This window comes from Dehalococcoides mccartyi 195 (assembly GCF_000011905.1).
GTDB classification, from domain to species: Bacteria; Chloroflexota; Dehalococcoidia; order Dehalococcoidales; family Dehalococcoidaceae; genus Dehalococcoides; species Dehalococcoides mccartyi.
The window spans coordinates 415,765-433,357 of sequence record NC_002936.3; the positions used below are offsets into that span (position 1 = coordinate 415,765).

The 17,593-nt window shown below is 51.2% G+C and carries 21 protein-coding genes; 10 read left to right on the plus strand and 11 right to left on the minus strand.

Annotation, left to right across the window (positions count from 1 at the left end):
* The first annotated feature begins 9 nt into the window (after positions 1–9).
* On the plus strand, positions 10–2,454 hold the full coding sequence (locus DET_RS02395; protein WP_010936216.1) for a DNA translocase FtsK: 2,445 nt from the start codon (positions 10–12) through the stop codon (positions 2,452–2,454).
* Between the two features lie 49 nt (positions 2,455–2,503).
* Here DET_RS02395 and DET_RS08695 read toward each other — a convergent pair whose 3' ends face one another.
* From DET_RS08695 to DET_RS02425, 7 genes are all read right to left on the minus strand, one after another.
* Positions 2,504–2,644 carry a hypothetical protein gene (locus DET_RS08695; protein ID WP_010936217.1) on the minus strand — a complete coding sequence of 47 codons (141 nt, stop codon included), beginning with the start codon at positions 2,642–2,644 and terminating at the stop codon, positions 2,504–2,506.
* A complete protein-coding gene (gene uvrB / locus DET_RS02400; protein ID WP_010936218.1) occupies positions 2,628–4,634 on the minus strand; it encodes an excinuclease ABC subunit UvrB in 2,007 nt (668 codons plus the stop codon). The genes DET_RS08695 and uvrB overlap by 17 nt, the downstream gene beginning before the upstream one ends.
* A gap of 45 nt (positions 4,635–4,679) precedes the next feature.
* Positions 4,680–5,264 (minus strand): Holliday junction branch migration protein RuvA, encoded by a 585-nt coding sequence (ruvA, locus tag DET_RS02405; protein WP_010936219.1) that lies wholly within the window; start codon positions 5,262–5,264, stop codon positions 4,680–4,682.
* 1 nt (position 5,265) lies between these two features.
* Complete coding sequence (ruvC, locus tag DET_RS02410) at positions 5,266–5,763, minus strand: crossover junction endodeoxyribonuclease RuvC (protein WP_010936220.1); 498 nt, start codon at positions 5,761–5,763, stop codon at positions 5,266–5,268.
* 3 nt (positions 5,764–5,766) lie between these two features.
* A complete protein-coding gene (locus DET_RS02415) occupies positions 5,767–6,522 on the minus strand; it encodes a YebC/PmpR family DNA-binding transcriptional regulator (protein ID WP_010936221.1) in 756 nt (251 codons plus the stop codon).
* 115 nt (positions 6,523–6,637) lie between these two features.
* Positions 6,638–6,997: a holo-ACP synthase gene (gene acpS, locus DET_RS02420; protein WP_010936222.1), complete on the minus strand. Its 360-nt coding sequence runs from the start codon at positions 6,995–6,997 to the stop codon at positions 6,638–6,640.
* Between the two features lie 41 nt (positions 6,998–7,038).
* On the minus strand, positions 7,039–7,503 hold the full coding sequence (locus DET_RS02425) for a complex I 24 kDa subunit family protein (protein ID WP_010936223.1): 465 nt from the start codon (positions 7,501–7,503) through the stop codon (positions 7,039–7,041).
* 239 nt (positions 7,504–7,742) lie between these two features.
* On the opposite strand from DET_RS02425, the gene DET_RS02430 reads away from it, so the two are divergent.
* The 9 genes from DET_RS02430 to DET_RS02470 all read left to right on the plus strand — a co-directional run bounded on the left by DET_RS02430 (position 7,743) and on the right by DET_RS02470 (position 15,309).
* Entirely contained in the window at positions 7,743–9,293 is a 1,551-nt protein-coding gene (locus DET_RS02430; protein WP_010936224.1) for an acyl-CoA carboxylase subunit beta, read from the plus strand.
* Positions 9,294–9,315: 22 nt separating this feature from the next.
* Positions 9,316–10,569, plus strand: coding sequence for a 3-isopropylmalate dehydratase large subunit (locus DET_RS02435; RefSeq protein ID WP_010936225.1), 1,254 nt, complete (start codon positions 9,316–9,318; stop codon positions 10,567–10,569).
* Entirely contained in the window at positions 10,569–11,072 is a 504-nt protein-coding gene (locus tag DET_RS02440; RefSeq protein WP_010936226.1) for a 3-isopropylmalate dehydratase small subunit, read from the plus strand. The genes DET_RS02435 and DET_RS02440 overlap by 1 nt, the downstream gene beginning before the upstream one ends.
* Before the next feature lie 14 nt (positions 11,073–11,086).
* The gene (locus DET_RS02445) at positions 11,087–12,166 is read left to right on the plus strand and encodes an isocitrate/isopropylmalate dehydrogenase family protein (protein ID WP_010936227.1); all 1,080 of its coding nucleotides are present in this window, start codon (positions 11,087–11,089) and stop codon (positions 12,164–12,166) included.
* Between the two features lie 76 nt (positions 12,167–12,242).
* A complete protein-coding gene (gene mdh / locus DET_RS02450; RefSeq protein ID WP_010936228.1) occupies positions 12,243–13,166 on the plus strand; it encodes a malate dehydrogenase in 924 nt (307 codons plus the stop codon).
* Positions 13,167–13,188: 22 nt separating this feature from the next.
* On the plus strand, positions 13,189–13,560 hold the full coding sequence (locus tag DET_RS02455) for a hypothetical protein (protein ID WP_010936229.1): 372 nt from the start codon (positions 13,189–13,191) through the stop codon (positions 13,558–13,560).
* Positions 13,561–14,403 carry a fumarate hydratase gene (locus tag DET_RS02460; protein ID WP_010936230.1) on the plus strand — a complete coding sequence of 281 codons (843 nt, stop codon included), beginning with the start codon at positions 13,561–13,563 and terminating at the stop codon, positions 14,401–14,403.
* Positions 14,403–14,966 carry a Fe-S-containing hydro-lyase gene (locus tag DET_RS02465; protein ID WP_044026239.1) on the plus strand — a complete coding sequence of 188 codons (564 nt, stop codon included), beginning with the start codon at positions 14,403–14,405 and terminating at the stop codon, positions 14,964–14,966. Before DET_RS02460 ends, DET_RS02465 begins: the two co-directional genes overlap by 1 nt.
* Position 14,967: 1 nt before the next feature.
* A complete protein-coding gene (locus DET_RS02470; RefSeq protein WP_010936232.1) occupies positions 14,968–15,309 on the plus strand; it encodes a histidine triad nucleotide-binding protein in 342 nt (113 codons plus the stop codon).
* Here the strand turns inward: DET_RS02470 and DET_RS02475 are convergent.
* From DET_RS02475 to DET_RS02490, 4 genes are all read right to left on the minus strand, one after another.
* Positions 15,306–15,836, minus strand: coding sequence for an NUDIX hydrolase (locus tag DET_RS02475; RefSeq protein WP_010936233.1), 531 nt, complete (start codon positions 15,834–15,836; stop codon positions 15,306–15,308). The genes DET_RS02470 and DET_RS02475 overlap by 4 nt on opposite strands.
* 18 nt (positions 15,837–15,854) lie before the next feature.
* Complete coding sequence (locus DET_RS02480; protein WP_010936234.1) at positions 15,855–16,331, minus strand: N-acetyltransferase; 477 nt, start codon at positions 16,329–16,331, stop codon at positions 15,855–15,857.
* Positions 16,315–17,169, minus strand: coding sequence for an NAD(+)/NADH kinase (locus tag DET_RS02485; protein ID WP_010936235.1), 855 nt, complete (start codon positions 17,167–17,169; stop codon positions 16,315–16,317). Before DET_RS02485 ends, DET_RS02480 begins: the two co-directional genes overlap by 17 nt.
* A 71-nt stretch (positions 17,170–17,240) precedes the next feature.
* On the minus strand, positions 17,241–17,564 hold the full coding sequence (locus DET_RS02490; RefSeq protein WP_010936236.1) for a hypothetical protein: 324 nt from the start codon (positions 17,562–17,564) through the stop codon (positions 17,241–17,243).
* Between the last annotated feature and the right edge of the window lie 29 nt (positions 17,565–17,593).

Sequence of the window (17,593 nt, forward strand, 5' to 3'; positions counted from 1 at the left end):
GAGGTTAATATGCCTAAAAAAGAAGACCCCAGAGACACCCTGCGGAATGCCCGCCCCAGAGCTAAATCTGCGGTTAAGGTAACTGCCCGTCCGTTTAAGAAAACCGCTCCGGTACGCAGCAAGGCTAAAAAAACAGCTGCTAAGAAGGCTTTTTCAAATACCCCGGTCAGAGGCGGGGCTTCCTGGCTTTGGGTTATGCTGATAGCCTCGGCTATGGCCTTTGTGGTCTGGCAGTGGGAAGGCGTAATGGACTTTTTTGCCAATTTCGGCAGCGGTACGGCCGGATTGTTCGGCTGGGGGCTGCTGCTTATTCTTTTGGGTATTATCATAGCTATTGTGGCTCTCAGGTTTGACCAGATGTCCGAATGGGCTCACCGCTACCGCTTAAATCTCTGGAACAAATGGCTGGGCGGGGTGGTGCTGATTCTGGCGGCCTGGGGTATGCTGGGCATGATGGATGCCGGCGGTGATATAGGTCTAAGCATACTTGGCGGTAACGCTGATATAAACGGGTTTATGCGGGTGCTGGCCCTGATTGTACTGGGGGTTATCCTTATAGCTCCGGGTGCAGTCTGGCGAAGCCTCAGCGGGCTTTTCAGGGGTATTTTCAGCCCCTCCCGCCGCTCTAATATGCCCGAAGTGGCCCGCCTTGACCGTACGGTAGTCAGCCGCCCTGTATTCGGCGGTGATGAAGACCGTATTGATATGGGTGAAGAGGCCCGCAGGCCTCTGCCTGAAAAAGCTGCCCCGAAGATAGAACTACCCTCTATAAAGCTGCCGTCTTTCGGCAAAGCTGAATCACGGGTAGTAGAAGTAAAAAACCCGCTGGCGGCTAAAAGTACTCCCCAGACCGAGCTTCCCAATATGCCGCCGGAGACTGCCGCTAAAGAACCTAAATCGGTTGATGAGCGCACTGATGCAGACCGCAAACAGATAGCTTCCGAAGTCTGGAAGAAATATGGTGAGGCTGAGGGGATAGCCGAGGTGGATGGCTGGAAACTGCCGCCTATAGAAATGCTGGATAAAACTACCGAAATAGGTTTTTCGGAAGCGGATAATCTGCAGCGGGCAAGGGCTATTGAAGAAGCCCTGGCCAGCTACGGGGTGGAGGGCAAGGTTATCCAGATAAATGCCGGTCCTACCGTTACCCAATTCGGGGTTGAACCGGGCTGGGACCGCAAGTTTAAAGAAGTTAAAGAGCGTGACAAAGACGGGGAGACTGTTTCTCGCCAGGTGGAGGTTTCCAAGACAAGGGTCAAGGTTGACAGGATTGCCTCTCTGGCAAATGACCTGGCTCTGGCTTTGGCCGCCCCCAGTTTACGCATAGAAGCCCCGGTGCCGGGTAAATCCATAGTGGGTATAGAAGTGCCCAACACTTCATTCGGGGTGGTATCTATGCGGAGCGTCATGGAGACCAATACTTTTCAGAAGATACTGGCCCGTTCACCCCTGGCTCTGGCTTTGGGCAAAGGTGCAGGCGGTGAGGCTGTTTCGGGAGACCTTACCAAGATGCCCCATCTGCTTATTGCCGGTGCTACCGGTTCGGGTAAGACAGTCTGTTTAAACTCTATTATCTGCTGTATGCTGCTTAACAATACGCCTTCCAGCGTGAAGTTTATTATGATAGACCCCAAACGGGTAGAGCTGACCCCCTTTAACGGCTTGCCGCATCTGGCTACCCCGGTGATTGTAGACGTGGAAAAAGCCCTTTCCGCCCTGCGCTGGCTGGCGGCCGAAATGGACCGCCGCTACCAGACACTGGCCGCCGCCGGTTCGCGTAATATAGAGGGTTACAACAAGACCCGCATGGGTTCTGACCGGATGGCGTTTATTGTGCTGATAATAGATGAGCTGGCTGACCTGATGATGGCCGGTTTTGATGAGGTTGAGCATATCCTCTGCCGTTTGGCCCAAATGGCCAGAGCAGTGGGTATTCACCTGGTGGTGGCCACCCAGCGCCCGTCAGTAGATGTTATCACCGGGCTTATTAAGGCTAACTTCCCCACCCGTATCAGTTTTGCGGTTACCTCTCAGGTGGATTCGCGGACTATTCTGGATATGGTGGGGGCGGAAAAACTGCTGGGGCGGGGCGATATGCTTTATATGCCCACCGAGGCAGCCAAACCCAAACGCCTGCAGGGCTGTTATGTTTCGGATGCCGAGAGTGAACGCCTGATATATTTCTGGACCAACCAGAAAGATATTTCTCCGTCTGAGGCTTTGAAGGTTGAGGAGATTACCGCGCCGCCGCCCGCCCCAAAAAGTAAAAGCAAAGACCCTTTGTTTGATGAGGCTATGGCACTTATATCAGAGCATAACAATATTATTTCAGCCTCGTTTTTACAGAGGAAGATGCATATCGGTTACCCCAGAGCCGCCCGTTTGGCAGATGAACTGCGGGAAGCTATTGAGGGTGATGACGGCAAAGCCGAAGTGCCTAAAGATGAGTATTAAATAAACAGCTTACTCTGTATTAAAAAAGCCCTGACTTAAATCAGGGCTTTTATTTGGTCTTTTTTTCAACAGCGTCTTTGTAAACTCTGGCCAGACCTTTGCCGTGCTGGGTCATCTTGCGGCGGCGGCTTTCCAGCTTTTCTTCGCGCCGTTCCTGACGGGTTAAGGGGTTTTTACTTGGTTCTTTCATTTTTATTTACGGGGTCTGTTTCAAGTGCCGCCCGCAGTTCTACCACCCGGTCACGGATAAGGGCAGCCCGTTCAAATTCCAGATTTTTGGCCGCTTTTTTCATCTGGCTTTCCAGTTCTTTTATCAAACGGACAATGTCTTCCCTGAGAGTGGGGGCAGGCCTGAATTCAGGGCCGCTGACTTCGGCGGTGACTGAGCGGATACGTTCATTTATATCCTTGATAGCCTTGCGGATACCCTGCGGGGTAATATTGTGCAGGCGGTTATAGTCTTCCTGTATTTTGCGGCGGCGGCTGATTTCGTCCATAGCCCGCTGCATAGACCCGGTGATTTTATCTGCATACATGATAACCTGCCCGTCCACATGGCGGGCAGCCCGCCCCATAGTTTGGATAAGGGCCTGTTCGCTCCGCAGATAACCCTCTTTGTCGGCATCCAGTATGGCCACCAGGCTGACTTCAGGCAGGTCAAGCCCTTCGCGGAGCAGGTTTATACCTACTATAACGTCATAAACCCCCAGCCGCAAATCACGCAGGATTTCCACCCGTTCCAGCGTGTCTACTTCCGAATGCAGATAATGGGTTTTTATTCCCATTTCCACCAGATAATCTGCCAGTTTTTCAGACATCTTTTTGGTAAGGGTAGTGATAAGCACCCGTTCTTTTTTATCTACCCGTTTCTTTACTTCTTCCAGCAGGTCATCTATCTGGCCGCCGGTGGGTTTTACGGTTATAACCGGTTCAAGCAGCCCGGTGGGGCGTACCAGTTGCTCAACTACCTGCTGGGAGTGTTCTTTTTCATATGGGCCGGGTGTGGCTGATACGTAAATAGCCTGTTTGACTCTGGCTTTAAATTCATCAAAGCTTAAGGGGCGGTTATCCATGGCTGAGGGCAGGCGGAAGCCGTAGTCCACCAGGGTTTTCTTGCGGGCGGCATCTCCGGCATACATACCCCGTATTTGGGGCAGGCTCATATGGGATTCATCTACTATCAGCAGGAAATCTTCCGGAAAGTAATCCAGCAGTGTCCAGGGGGCGCTGCCTGCTTTCCGTCCTGCCAGGTGGCGGGAATAGTTTTCCACCCCGGAGCAATACCCCGCCTGCTGCATCATTTCAAGGTCATAATTGGTGCGCTGCTTCAGGCGGGCGGCCTCCAGCATTTTGCCCTCGGCTTCCAGTTCCTTCAGGCGGTCTTCAAGCTCGGCCTGAATGCCCTTTATAGCTTCGGCCATTTTTTCGGCTGAGGTTACAAAATGCTTGGCGGGGTAGATATTTATCTCATCTATGTCAGCCAGCAGTTCGCCGCTTACCGGGTCAAGGCTGACTATCCGTTCTATCTCATCACCGAAAAACTCCACTCTGAGAGCCAGTTCTTCGTAGGCAGGCTGGATTTCAAGGGTGTCTCCCCGCAGGCGGAACTTGCCGCGGGAGAAATCTATGTCATTCCGCTCATACTGCATATCCACCAGCCGCCGCAGTATAAGGTCACGCCTCAGGGACTGGCCCTTTTTCAAAGGGAGTACAAAACTGCGGTATTCTTCGGGTTCACCCAAACCGTAAATGCAGGAAACCGAGGCTACTATAACCACATCCCGCCGTTCAAACAGGGCGCGGGTGGCCGCATGGCGGAGTTTATCAATTTCCTCGTTTATGTCAGCGTCTTTTTCAATATACATGTCCTTTTGGGGGACATAAGCTTCAGGCTGGTAATAATCATAATAACTTACAAAGTATTCCACCGAATTTTCGGGCAGGAATTCTTTCATTTCGGAGTAAAGCTGGGCAGCCAGAGTTTTATTGTGGCTGATTATCAGGGTGGGGCGGTTTACTCTGGCAATTACATTTGCCATGGTAAATGTTTTACCGGAGCCGGTAACCCCCAGCAGGGTCTGGTCTGTAAGGCCATGTGCCAGCCCCTCAGAGAGTTTTTCCACCGCCTGGGGCTGGTCACCGGTAAGTGCAAAATCCGAGACTATTTTGAAATCAGGCATATTAAAATTATAAACGTTTGGGGGGATAGGGGCAATCCGGGGAGGTCACTTATTGTTGAAATAGTTAAGCGCCAGTTTTATCCGTTCTTCCAGAGGCATGCCGGTGATATCTTCCAGACTGGCAATAGCTTTGGCGGCTTCGCCTGCAGAGTATCCCAGGGCGGTCAGGGTGGCTAATATGTCGGAATTGGCTTCGGTAACCTGGATGAGTACACCTGCCTCCCAGCTTTTAGTTATCTTGTCTTTAAGTTCCAGCACAATACGGCTGGCGGTTTTTTTGCCCACACCCGGTATAGTGGAAAGAAGCTCTGTATTACCGCTTATAATGGCGGAGGCCAGAGCTTCGGCATTCATGGCGGAAAGCATGGCTAAACCCAGCTTGGGGCCTATGCCGCTTACGTCTATAAGGGTTTCAAACAGGGAGAGCTCTTCGGCTGTGCCGAAACCAAACAAGTTCAGGGCGTCTTCGCGGACATGGAGGTGGGTAAATACCCGTACTCTCTGCCCCAGTTCGCCGATAAGGGCAGGCGAGGAAGCCGGCATATAGGTGCGGAAACCCACTCCGGATACATTTATTACCGCCCAGTCTTTGCCGCTGGCTTCCAGAATACCGCTCAGACTTGAAATCATTTCAGTCTCCCTGTGATGTTATATTTGCAAAAGCCCTGTGGCTGTGGTGGCAGATAGCTACTGCCAGGGCATCAGCGGCGTCATTGGGCTGGGGTATTTCAGCCAGATTTAACAGCAGGCGCACCATTTCCTGTATCTGTTCTTTGGAGGCAGTGCCTGAGCCGCTTACCCGGCTTTTTATGCAAGCGGGGCTGTATTCGGTAACTGACAGGCTGTGGTTGGCAGCCGCAAGCAGGGCTACGGCCTGAGCTTTGCCAATGGCCAGGGCGCTCTTGATATTTTTATCTGCAAACGGGCTTTCCACCGCTACTTCGTCCGGCTGGTATAGCTCAATCACTTCTACCAGTCCTTTATATATGTAAGCCAGACGCTGGGGTATGGGTGCGCTGGCAGGGGGGGTAAGGCTGGAAAAACCTATCAGTGACAGCTCATCATCTGCGGCTTCAATAACGCCGTATCCCACTACCATTGTGCCGGGGTCTATTCCCAATATTCTCATAAACTAAGCCTGAGAGTGGTATTTCTCCACTACTTCGGGGTCAAAATCTGCATTGGAAGAAACGGTCTGGACATCATCCAGTTCCTCAAGCTTGTCCAGCAGCTTTAAAACCTGCAGAGAGGTTTCTTCGTCCAGCTTGACAGTATTTTTGGGTATCATATTTATTTCGGCTGAATCTACAGTTACGCCTTGGGCTTCCAGCTGCTGGCGGACTTTTTCCATATCCGGCATGGCAGTATAGATTTCCATATAGTCTTCTTCTATATTTACGTCTTCTGCTCCCATATCTATGGCTTTTAAGGAAAGTTCATCGGTATCAAGCCCCACCGTTTCCACCCCTATAACCCCTTTAGTTTCAAATATCCAGGATACTGCCCCGGATTCGGCTAAACTGCCGCCGCTTTTGGAGAACATATGGCGGACATCTGAAACGGTGCGGTTGCGGTTGTCACTCATACCGTTTACCAGTACGGCAACGCCTCCCGGCCCATAACCTTCCAGAATTATTTCAATAACTGTCGCCCCCTCCAGTTCACCTGAGCCTTTTTTGATAGCCCGTTCAATATTGTCTGAAGGCATGCGGTTGTCTTTGGCTTTTTGTATAGCCAGGCGGAGGCGGGCATTTCCTTCGGGGCTGGGGCCGCCCTGTTTGGCAGCGAAGATGATTTCACGTGAAAGCTTGGTAAACAGCTGTCCCCGTTTGGCGTCAGCCGCACCCTTGGCGTGTTTGATGGTAGCCCACTTGGAATGTCCGGACATATATTATCTCTCCTGTTGTCTAGCTGCTACCATTCTAGCACTTTTTACAATTTGGGATAAAGTGTTTGGGGAAAATGTAAAAAGCAAAATTTGTCAGGCGGAAGGTGGGGGTTTTTCAGTCCTGGGCAACTACCATTGCAATGGCGTATTCGCGGCAGTGGGATAGACTGACAGATATCTGTTTGATACCAAGTGTGATGGCTTTTGCCAGTGCCTGCCCGTACAGATTTACTGACGGCTGTCCGTCAGGCAGGTTCAGGGTTTCTATCTCTGAGTAGCTTTGGTTTTTAGGCAGGCTGAGGGCTTTTATGACCGCTTCTTTAGCCGCAAAACGGGCTGCCAGTGAAGGCAGACGGTCTTTACATAAAGACAGTTCGGCCGGGGTGAATATGCGGTTTAAAAAGCGCTTGCCCCAGCGGGCTTGGGCCGCTTTGATGCGGCGGATTTCAATAATATCCGTACCTGTATAAAGCATAACGGCTTTATTATAACGGCTGTCAGCGCACTTGGCGAGGTCTATTTTTTCTTTTTGCCCAGTATGCGGTTTAAGCTGCTGCCGTCAAGGCGGGTATAAAGTTTGCCGTCTACCTCCAGGGTAGGTGCCAGACCGCAGATACCGGCACAGTTTATAGTATCCAGGCTGATTTCATTATCAGGGGTGGTCTCGCCGGCTTTGATGCCCAGCCGTTTTTCAATATTCCTAAGCAGTCTTTCCGCCCCCATTACGTGGCAGGCTGTTCCCCGGCAAACATGCACCTTGTGAATTCCCGGCGGTTCCAGCCGGAACTGGCTGTAAAAAGTGGCTATATTGTAAACAGAGCTTTCGGGTACGCCTACGTAAACAGATACCGATTGCATCATGTCACGGGAAAGATACGAAAACTTGCGCTGGAAAGCCAGCAGAATGGGGATAAGGTTTTCCTTTTTTGCTTCGTACAGGGAGAGTACGGGGGTGTATGCCTGGTTTACGGGTTTGTCCATAATGCACCTCCGCAAGATTTACTTGGCCGGCACAAATTACCCTTACTGAAAAAAATTATATCCCAGATAAATCTTGATTAGCAATGGATTTGATAAAAATAAGTACTAATACTTATGATATATAGAGATGTACTTAAGGGCAGTTTGCACCTGTATCTACGTACAATGCAAACGTGAGTTAAGTTGCCCTTGGTAGTGGGCTGTGTTATCATTACGGGAGTTTTGGGTGGAGGAAGTGCGTGGCTGTACAGGAACAACTGGATAACCTGAACCGTCTTAAAAAACAGGCGGAAATGGGTGGCGGGGAAGCCAAGATAGATGCTCAGCATAAACGGGGCAAGTTAACTGCCCGTGAACGTATAGATTTGCTCTTTGACAAAGGAACATTTAACGAACTGGGGGCTTTTGCTGCCCACCGCTGCCGTGATTTCGGGCTGGAAAAACAGCGGAATGCGGGGGATGCGGTGGTAACCGGCAGCGGTCTGGTGAACGGACGGCTGGTTTTTGCCTACTCACAGGATTTTACTGTCCTAGGCGGCTCTATCTCCGAAGTGGTAGGCCAGAAAGTAGCCCAGGTTATAGATATGGCTATCAGGGCGGGTGCGCCCCTTATTGCCATAAATGACTCAGGCGGTGCCCGTATACAGGAGGGGGTTGCCAGTCTGAGCGGGGTGGGGGATATACTCCTTAGGAATACCATTGCCAGCGGGGTTATTCCCCAGATATCGGTAGTGGTAGGCCCAAGTGCCGGGGGGGCGGTTTATGCCCCGGCTCTGACAGACTTTATCTTTGCGGTTAAGGGCATAAGCCAGATGTATATTACCGGGCCGGATGTTATCAAAGCGGTCACCGGTGAAGATATCAGCCATGAGGCGCTGGGGGGAGCGGAAATCCACGCTAAGAAAAGCGGGGTAGCCCATTTCCTGTGCGAAAATGAAAAGGAGTGTTTTGAGCAAATAAGGGAGCTGATGGGTTTCCTGCCCCAGAGCAACCGCCACAAACCTCCCCGCGGCAAAAACAAGGATAATGAAGAACGCAAAACCCGTGACCTCAGGGATATTATACCGGATAATCCCAAACGGGCTTACGATATGAAAAAAGTGATTACCGAAGTAGCGGACGAGAAGGAGTTTTTTGAGGTTCACAAGCATTTTGCCCAGAATATAATAGTCGGCTTTGTGAGGATGGGCGGGCAGCCTGCGGGTATTGTCGCCCAGCAGCCTTCGCATATGGCCGGGGTTATAGATATAAATGCATCACTCAAAGCAGCCCGGTTTATCCGCTTTTGTGATGCATTTGAGATACCGCTGGTAAGTTTTGTAGACGTGCCGGGTTTTATGCCGGGTACAGACCAGGAGCACAGCGGTATTATCAAGCACGGTGCCAAGCTGATTTATGCTTATGCGGAAGCAACTGTGCCCAAGATAACGGTTATCACCCGCAAGGCTTACGGGGGTGCGTATATTGTTATGAGCAGCAAGCACCTCAGGGGGGATATAAACTATGCCTGGCCGGCCAGTGAAGTGGCGGTCATGGGGGCGGAAGGGGCGGTAAATATCATATCCCGCAAAGCTATAGCTGAGGCAGCTAATCCCGAAGAAACCCGCCAGAAACTGCTTGACGAATACCGGGAACACTTTGCCAACCCCTATCAGGCGGCTCAGCTGGGCTATATAGACGACGTAATTGACCCGGCGGATACCAGAAGCAAAATAATAAAAGCCCTGCGCTCTCTGGAAAACAAGGTGCTGGCAAATCCTCCTAAGAAACACGGGAATATACCTTTGTAAAGGAAGGTTGCATAAACAAAACATGGGGAAAACACTAGCAGAAAAAATACTCAGCCTGAAGTCTGGCAGTGATGCCAGCGCCGGAGACATAGTAGTCTCCAAGGTGGACCTGGCCTTTGTTCAGGATACCACCGGTCCTCTGACTGTCAGGGAATTTTGGGACAACGGCTTTACCAAACTGGCTAATCCGTCACGGACAGCCCTTTTTCTGGACCATGCCGCACCCAGCCCCCAAAGACAGCTTTCAACAGACCATATCCTGCTTCGCAAGTTTGCCCGGGATACCGGGGCGCTCATTTTTGATGTAGGCGAGGGTGTCTGTCACCAGCTGGTAGCCGAAAAGCTGGCCAGACCGGGTGATGTGATTGTCGGGGCGGATTCCCATACGGTTACCGCCGGCGGTCTGGGCGCTTTTTCCACCGGCATGGGGTCATCTGATATTGCGGTGGCCTTTGCCCTGGGCAAGACCTGGTTCCGGGTGCCGGAGACTATTAAAGTAGTAGTCAGCGGGCGTTTTAAGCACGGGATTTATGCCAAAGACCTTATTTTGTATCTTATCGGGCTTATCGGGGCGGACGGGGCTACCTATAAAGCTCTGGAGTTCTCCGGTAATGTGGTGAATAATATGACGATAGCTGAAAGGCTGACTATCGCCAATATGGCGGTTGAGGCCGGGGCTAAAGTAGGGCTTTTCCCATCTGACCGCCAGACACTTGAATACCTGCGTTCGGTAGGGCGTGAGGCTGACTACCAGCCTTTGGCGGCTGATGAAGATGCAGTGTATGAACGGGTGATAGAAATAGACGCAACCGCCCTTGAACCTATGGTTGCCAAACCCCACACTGTAGACAATACCGCTACTGCCCGCGAGCTGAAAGGTACTAAATTAGACCAGGTGTTTATCGGTACCTGTACCGGGGGGCGTCTGGATGATTTGGCGGTGGCAGCGGCTATATTTAAGAACCGCAGACACCATCCCCAAACCCGCCTGATAGTCACGCCTGCTTCTCAGAAAGTATATCTGGAAGCTATCCGCCTGGGATATATAGAAATACTGGTGCAGGCCGGGGCGAATGTTATGCCGCCCGGCTGCGGTGCCTGTCTGGGTGTCCATCAGGGTGTTTTGGGAGACGGCGAAGTCTGTCTTTCCACTGCCAACCGCAATTTCAAAGGCCGGATGGGCAACCCCGAAGGGTTTATTTATCTGGCAAGTGCGGCAACGGCTGCGGCATCAGCCATCAAGGGTGAAATTTCAGACCCCAGAGAGGTAATGTAATGCTTAAGGGCAAAGCTTTTAAGTTTGGTGATAGCATATCCACTGACCATATTGCACCCGGCCGTCTGGTGCACCTGCGGAGCAATCTGCCGGAACTGGCCAAGCACGTGCTGGAAGATGCAGACCCCACTTTTGCCCAAAGGGTAAAACCGGGTGATTTTGTGGTAGCCGGCAACAACTTCGGCTTGGGTTCTTCGCGTGAACACGCCCCGCTGATTATTAAAATGTCCGGGGTGAGTGCGGTACTGGCAAAGTCGGTAGCCCGCATTTTCTTCCGCAACGCCATAAATCTGGGTCTGCCCGTACTTATATGTGATACCGATAAAATTGCCGAAGGGGATGAACTGGAAGTAGACCTTACGGGCGGCAAAATATATGACCGTACTAACGGGGCAGAGCTGACATTTGGCAAGATACCCCCCGCCATGCTGAAGATACTTGATGAGGGAGGTGTCATGCCCTATATAAAGAAATACGGTGATTTCAAGCTTAACGAAGTTTAAGGAGTTTTATTCTGATGTCTCATAACGTAACCCTTATACCCGGTGACGGGATTGGCCCTGAAATATCTGAGGCAACCCGCCGGGTACTGGAAGCTACCGGTGTAAAGTTTAACTGGGAGATAGTAAATGCCGGTGCGGATGTGGTAGCCGAATATGGCACGCCTCTACCGGATATGGTGCTTGAATCCATTCGTAAAAACAAGGTTGCCATCAAAGGGCCGGTGACTACCCCGGTCGGCTCAGGGTTTAGAAGTGTAAATGTGGGTATGCGCAAGGCTCTTAATCTTTATACCTGCCTGCGCCCCTGCAAGACCTATCCCGGTGTTCCCTCCCGCTATGACAATGTGGATATTGTTATCGTGCGGGAAAACATGGAAGACCTGTATGCCGGTATTGAGTTTGAAAAGGGCAGCCCCGAAGCCCTAAGGCTTATAGAGTTTATCAAAGAGAATAAAAAGGTTGAAATACGGGCGGATTCGGGTATCAGCATAAAGCCTATCAGCGTGTTCGGCACCGAACGCATATTCCGCTGGGCTTTTAAATATGCCCGGGACAACAAACGCAAAAGGGTTACGGCTGTCCACAAAGCTAATATCATGAAATATTCTGACGGGCTTTTCCTGGCTATAGGCCGCAAAGTGGCCGAGGAATACCCGGAGATAGAGTTTGAAGACCGTATTGTAGACAATATGACTATGCAGCTGGTCAAAAACCCCTCCCAGTTTGATATTCTGGTCTGCCCAAATCTGTACGGGGACATTCTGTCTGATTTGTGTGCCGGGTTGGTGGGCGGCCTGGGGGTTGCACCGGGTGCTAATATCGGTGATGAGTATGCCCTGTTTGAGCCTACCCATGGCTCTGCCCCCAAGTACAAGGGGATGAATAAGGTAAACCCCATGGCCATGATGCTTTCCGGGGTGCTGATGCTTCGCTACCTGAAAGAGGAAAAGGCCGCTGATAAGCTGGAAAATGCTATTGCAGCTGTTATTGCCGAAGGCAAGAGTGTTACCTATGATATGCTTTCACCTGACAAACAGGCGGCGGCGGTAGGCACTTCGCAGGTGGCAGACGCCATAATAGCCAAAATGAAATAAAAGTGCGGCTAGTCTTATGGGTATTGTACCCTCAGGCTTAGCTGCCTGAATTGATAACAGGTGAGGAAGAAAATAAATGCCCAAAATTAGTGTCATAGGTGCCGGCAATGTGGGGGCAACACTTGCCCAGCGCCTTATAGAAAAAGACTTTGCAGATGTGGTCATGCTGGACGTGGTGGAGGGTATTCCCCAGGGTAAGGCTCTGGACATTTCCCAGTCTGCCAATGTACTTGGTTTCAGCCATACCATTACCGGCAGCAATGATTATGCCGAAACAGCCGGCTCTGAAATAGTGGTGATAACCGCCGGTATTGCCCGCAAACCGGGCATGACCCGTGAGGAACTGCTGGCTATAAACCAGAAGATTATGACCGATGTGGTTTCAAACTGCCTTAAATACTCCCCCGAAGCCACCTTGGTGGTCGTCTCCAACCCGGTGGATACCATGACCTATCTGGCCTGGAAACTTTCAGGCCTGCCCCGGAAACGGGTGGTGGGTCTTTCAGGCGTGCTGGACGGAGGGCGTCTGGCTACCTTTGTAGCCCGTGAGCTTGGGGTAAAACCTTCGGCTGTTACGCCCTGCGTAATGGGCGAACACGGCGGCAGCATGGTGGTCATGCCCCGTTTTACCCTGGTAAGCGGCAAACCCCTGTCCGAACTGGTTTCGGCTGAAAAAGCAGATGAACTGGCCAAACGGGCAGTCAACGGCGGTGCCGAGATAGTGGCTTTCCTTAAAACCGGCAGCGCTTTTTATGCCCCGTCTGCTTCCATAGCTGCCATGGCGGAGGCTATTTTTACGGGCAGCGGAAAGGTTATGAACTGTGCCGCGGTGCTGGATGGCGAATACGGCCTGAAAAATATTGTGCTGGGCGTGCCGGTAAAGCTGGGCAAAGGCGGCCTACAGGAAATTATCACCTTGCCGCTGGATGGGACGGAAAACGCCCGCCTTTTAGCATCTGCCGAAGTAGTGAAAGGGCAGATAGCCGCCCTTTCGCTTTAATAAGTTTAAAGGAGACAATGCAGTGAGTAATGATAAAGAATTTCTGGATGCTTTTTTAAAGCTCAAAACCGAGCTGGATGATACGGTTTACAAGCTTGAAGATGTGGTCATAAACGGCAATCTGGAAGAGAAAGTTGCCGCTTTGAAGGAAGCGGAAGAAACTTTGCTTCCCTCCCTTGAAAGATTTGATACCCTGCCCGAACCCGAAGCTGAAAGTGTCAAGAATGCACGGGATTCATATAAAAAAGCCATGCAGCTTTATCAGCAGGCCTGCGGGCATTACGTGAAACTCCTGACCGAGCAGAACCGCGAAGAGGGTAAAGATGGTGCTTACAAAATGAAACAGGCCGGAGACCTGTTTGTAAAGGCCAGCGAGTATTTAGAGGGTAAATAAGTGCGGGAGATAGATTCATCCCAAATAAGTGCGGCTCTCTCGGAGCTTATTGTAAAAACCAGTACCAGCTTGGGTGATGACATTTTAACAGCTTTACATAAAGCATATGAAGCTGAAGTGTCTCCTGCCGGGCGGGATATACTTCTGAGTTTGCTTGAAAATGCCTGTATTGCCGGGGAGAAAAAAATACCCCTCTGTCAGGATACCGGTACGGCCATTGTCTTTGCCGAAGCAGGGCAGGATGTGCATATAAATGGCAATCTTGTTGATGCTATAAATTTGGGTGTCAGGCAGGGGTACGAGCAGGCTTACCTCAGGAAATCTATTGTCTCCCAGCCGTTTTCCGAACGTGTAAATACCCAAGACAATACTCCGGCGGTTATTCATACTGAAATAGTTCCCGGTGACCGTCTGAAGCTCAGTTTTATGGCTAAGGGAAGCGGAGCGGAGAATATGAGCCGCCTTTTCATGCTTAAGCCCGGGGTGGGGCATGAAGGGGTGATAGAGGCGGTGCTGGAAACAGTGGAAAATGCCGGCGGCAGTCCCTGTCCGCCTATTATTATCGGGTTGGGGGTAGGGGCAACTGCCGAAAAGGCCATGTTTATGGCTAAAAAGGCTTTGCTTCGGCCGCTGGGCGTATCCAGCCCTGAGGCTGAGGTGGCGGCTCTGGAAGCCGAGGTGCTGAAACGGGTAAATGGCCTGGGTATAGGTCCGCTTGGCTTAGGCGGTAGGGTGACTGCCCTGGGAGTGATGGCAGAAGCCGCACCCACCCATATTGCCAGTTTGCCGGTGGCGGTAAACCTGCAGTGCCATAGCGCCCGCCATGGTGAGGTGGTGCTGTGATATCCGGTATAAAACTGAATTCCCCGTTTAACCCTGCTGAACTGGAAAAGCTGCAAGCCGGAGATAGGGTGCTGATATCCGGTGTTATATATGCCGCCCGTGATGCCGCCCATAAGCGGCTGGTGGAAGCTCTTAATCAGGGCAAACCGCTTCCTTTTGACCTTAAAGGCCAGACTGTTTACTACATGGGGCCTTCGCCTGCCAAACCGGGTGAGGTTATAGGTTCAGCTGGCCCTACCACCAGTAGCCGGATGGACCGCTATACCCCGGAACTGCTGGATGCCGGGTTGCTGGCTATTATCGGCAAGGGCAACCGTTCGGCTGAGGTCAGCCGGGCTATTGTAGGCAAAAAGGCGGTTTATTTCATATCTATAGGAGGGGCAGGGGCACTTCTCTCACAGCGTATCAAAGAAAGCCGGATGGTGGCTTACCCTGAACTTGGGGCGGAAGCTATACTGGCGCTAAAGGTGGAGGATTTTCCGGCTATAGTGGCTATTGACTCTCAGGGGAACAACGCTTTTACTCTTGGTCAGTCCATTTACCGCACGGCTAAGGAGGCCTGATATGAGTTGTATATTTTGCCAGATTGTCAAAGGGGAGATACCTGCCCAGATAGTTTACAAAGATGAAGATTTGGTGGCTTTCAAAGATATAAATCCCCAGTCACCGGTGCATATACTTATTATCCCCCGCAGGCATATTACCAATCTGACTGAGCTGGACGAAGCTGATACCGAACTGGCGGGTAAAATGATTTTACTGGCCGGCAAGCTTGCCCGTGAGATGGATATTGCCGAAAGCGGTTACCGGCTGGTGATTAACAGCGGGCGTGAAGGCGGGCAGGTAGTTAATCACCTTCATTTACACCTTTTAGGCGGCCGCCAGCTTGGCGGACAGCTGGGTTAGACAGAAGTCCGGCTGAAATACAGCATCAGCCCGGCCAGTGTCTTGGAGTCTGTTATTTGCCCCCCCGCAATCATGGCTTTTACTTCCGCCGGGGTATAGCGGAAAACCTCTATATCCTCGGTATCTTCGGCAGTGAGGGGGGCGTATTCCAGGTCACTTGCCACCAGAACGTGCAGATACTCGGTCAGAAAGCCCGGTGATGAATAAAATCCGCCCAGCCGCTTGAGTTTGTGCGGTTTATAGCCGGCTTCTTCCCGCAGTTCGCGGCTGGCACTTTCTTCCGGTGTTTCCCCGGCATCCATGCTGCCTGCCACCAGTTCCAGCATATCTTGGGAAGCGGCCAAACGGTATTGTTTTACCATCAGCAGTTTGCCGTCCGCATCTTCTGCTATTACTACCACGCAGGGGTTATGTTCCACCAGCTCACGCGGGGCAACTTTGCCCGAAGGCAGTTCCACCGCCGCTTTGCGGACTTTAATCAGGTTGCCGCAGTATATATACTGGCTTGAAAGTATCTTTTCTACCATGTTACAGGTCTCCTGAGTTTAGGCAATATTTGCTTCGGTTAGGGATAGCATCATAGCAGTTTCATCACAGTTGGGGAATTTGGGGCATCGGTAGCATTCCCCCCATATTTTGTGGGGCAAAGCATTCTTTTCCACCTGGTGGAAGCCGCATTTTGCAAAGAAAGCCGGTTTATAGGTCAGGCAAAATACGGTGGGTATCTGCAGGGATTTGGCATCTTCCAGACAGGCTTTGACCACCATTTCACCCAGCCCCTGGCGGTGGCGTTCTTCGGAAACAGCCAGAGATTTTACCTCCGCCAAATCTGCCCAGCTGATATGCAGGGCGGCACAGGCAATTACCTCACCGTTATCACCCCGGATTACATAAAAATCCCGCAGATTTTCATATATTTCAGCCAGAGAGCGGGCCAGCATCTGGCCATGGTCGGCAAAATTGTTTACCAGCTTGTGAATAGTGGTGGCGTCTTTTATGGTGGCTTTATCTATCGTATACACTTTCGTTATTACCTTTCAGTTTGGTATCAAGCTCTTTATAGAAATAATTATCCGGCCTCAGCCTTATGAAGTTTATCTTCTTTGCACTTCGCCTGAGACGAAGGATATCTCCGCTTGATACCGGCATATTGATAAAGCCGTCTATACTCAGGGTGGCTTCGTGCCAGGTATTTACCTTTAAATCTATAGTACTGTCTGCCGGAAGTACCAGACTATAGCCTCGCCCCAAGTGGGGAAGAATAGGGGTAAGAATAATATCAGCTGAGTTTGGCTGGAGGACAGGCCCTCCGGCGGCATACGAATAGCCGGTGCTGCCGGTGGCGGTGGAAACAATAGCCCCGTCAGCTTTATAGGTAGTGAACGGATGTGAGTTTATATCTACCGAAACGCAGATAACCCGGGCAATCTGCCCGCGGGCTACTACAGCGTCATTCATAATAAAAAACTGGCGGGCGGGTGCGGAGTTGTGGGGCAGATACTCTGCCTCAAGCAGGTTGCGTTCATCTATCCAGCCATTACCGGCCAGTACCTTTTCCAGCCCCAAAATGGCATCTTCAGGTGAAAGCTCGGTCATAAAGCCCACTTTGCCCAGGTTTATACTTAAAATGGGTATCTCGTGGGGCAAAATGGCATGGGCGGTACGTAAAATAGTGCCGTCACCGCCGGTAGTCACAATAAGCTGGGTGTTTTGTATTTTGGAGGCCAGCTTGTCTGCCTGCCAGGCGGAGTCTGACCAGTTTTCAATTCCCAGTGAGTCCAGCTTGGCGGCCAGCCTGACAGCCAGCTCACAGGCAGCCGGGTTTAAGGGGTGATATATAATGCCAATCTTTTTGTACATAACAGAAAATCCTTAAGTAAAGACAAAATGAGTGTAACAACCCTAAGTGCGGGTGTCAAACAGAGGAAAGTTTACCTGCGCCTGGAGAAAAACAGCAGCAAAAGGCCGACACAGGCAATGGCTGCACCCCAGACAATTCCGTAGGCCAGCTGTTTTACCAGCAGGAACGTAATGGCACCCAGAAGGAGGCCAATGAATAATACAATAATACCCAAGTACTGCAGGCGATATGATACATGGCTGCGGGGGGGCGCTTTGGGAGCGGTCCGCACCGGCTTGGGTTTGTCATCTTCAGTGGTATCTGACTTTTTGCCTAGCTTGCCGAATTTGCTGACTGCCCAGACAATAGCTATCAGGCCGCCTATCAAGAGTATTTCTATAGGGCCAACTTTCATAATGCTCCTGCAGGTTCAAAATCAAATAC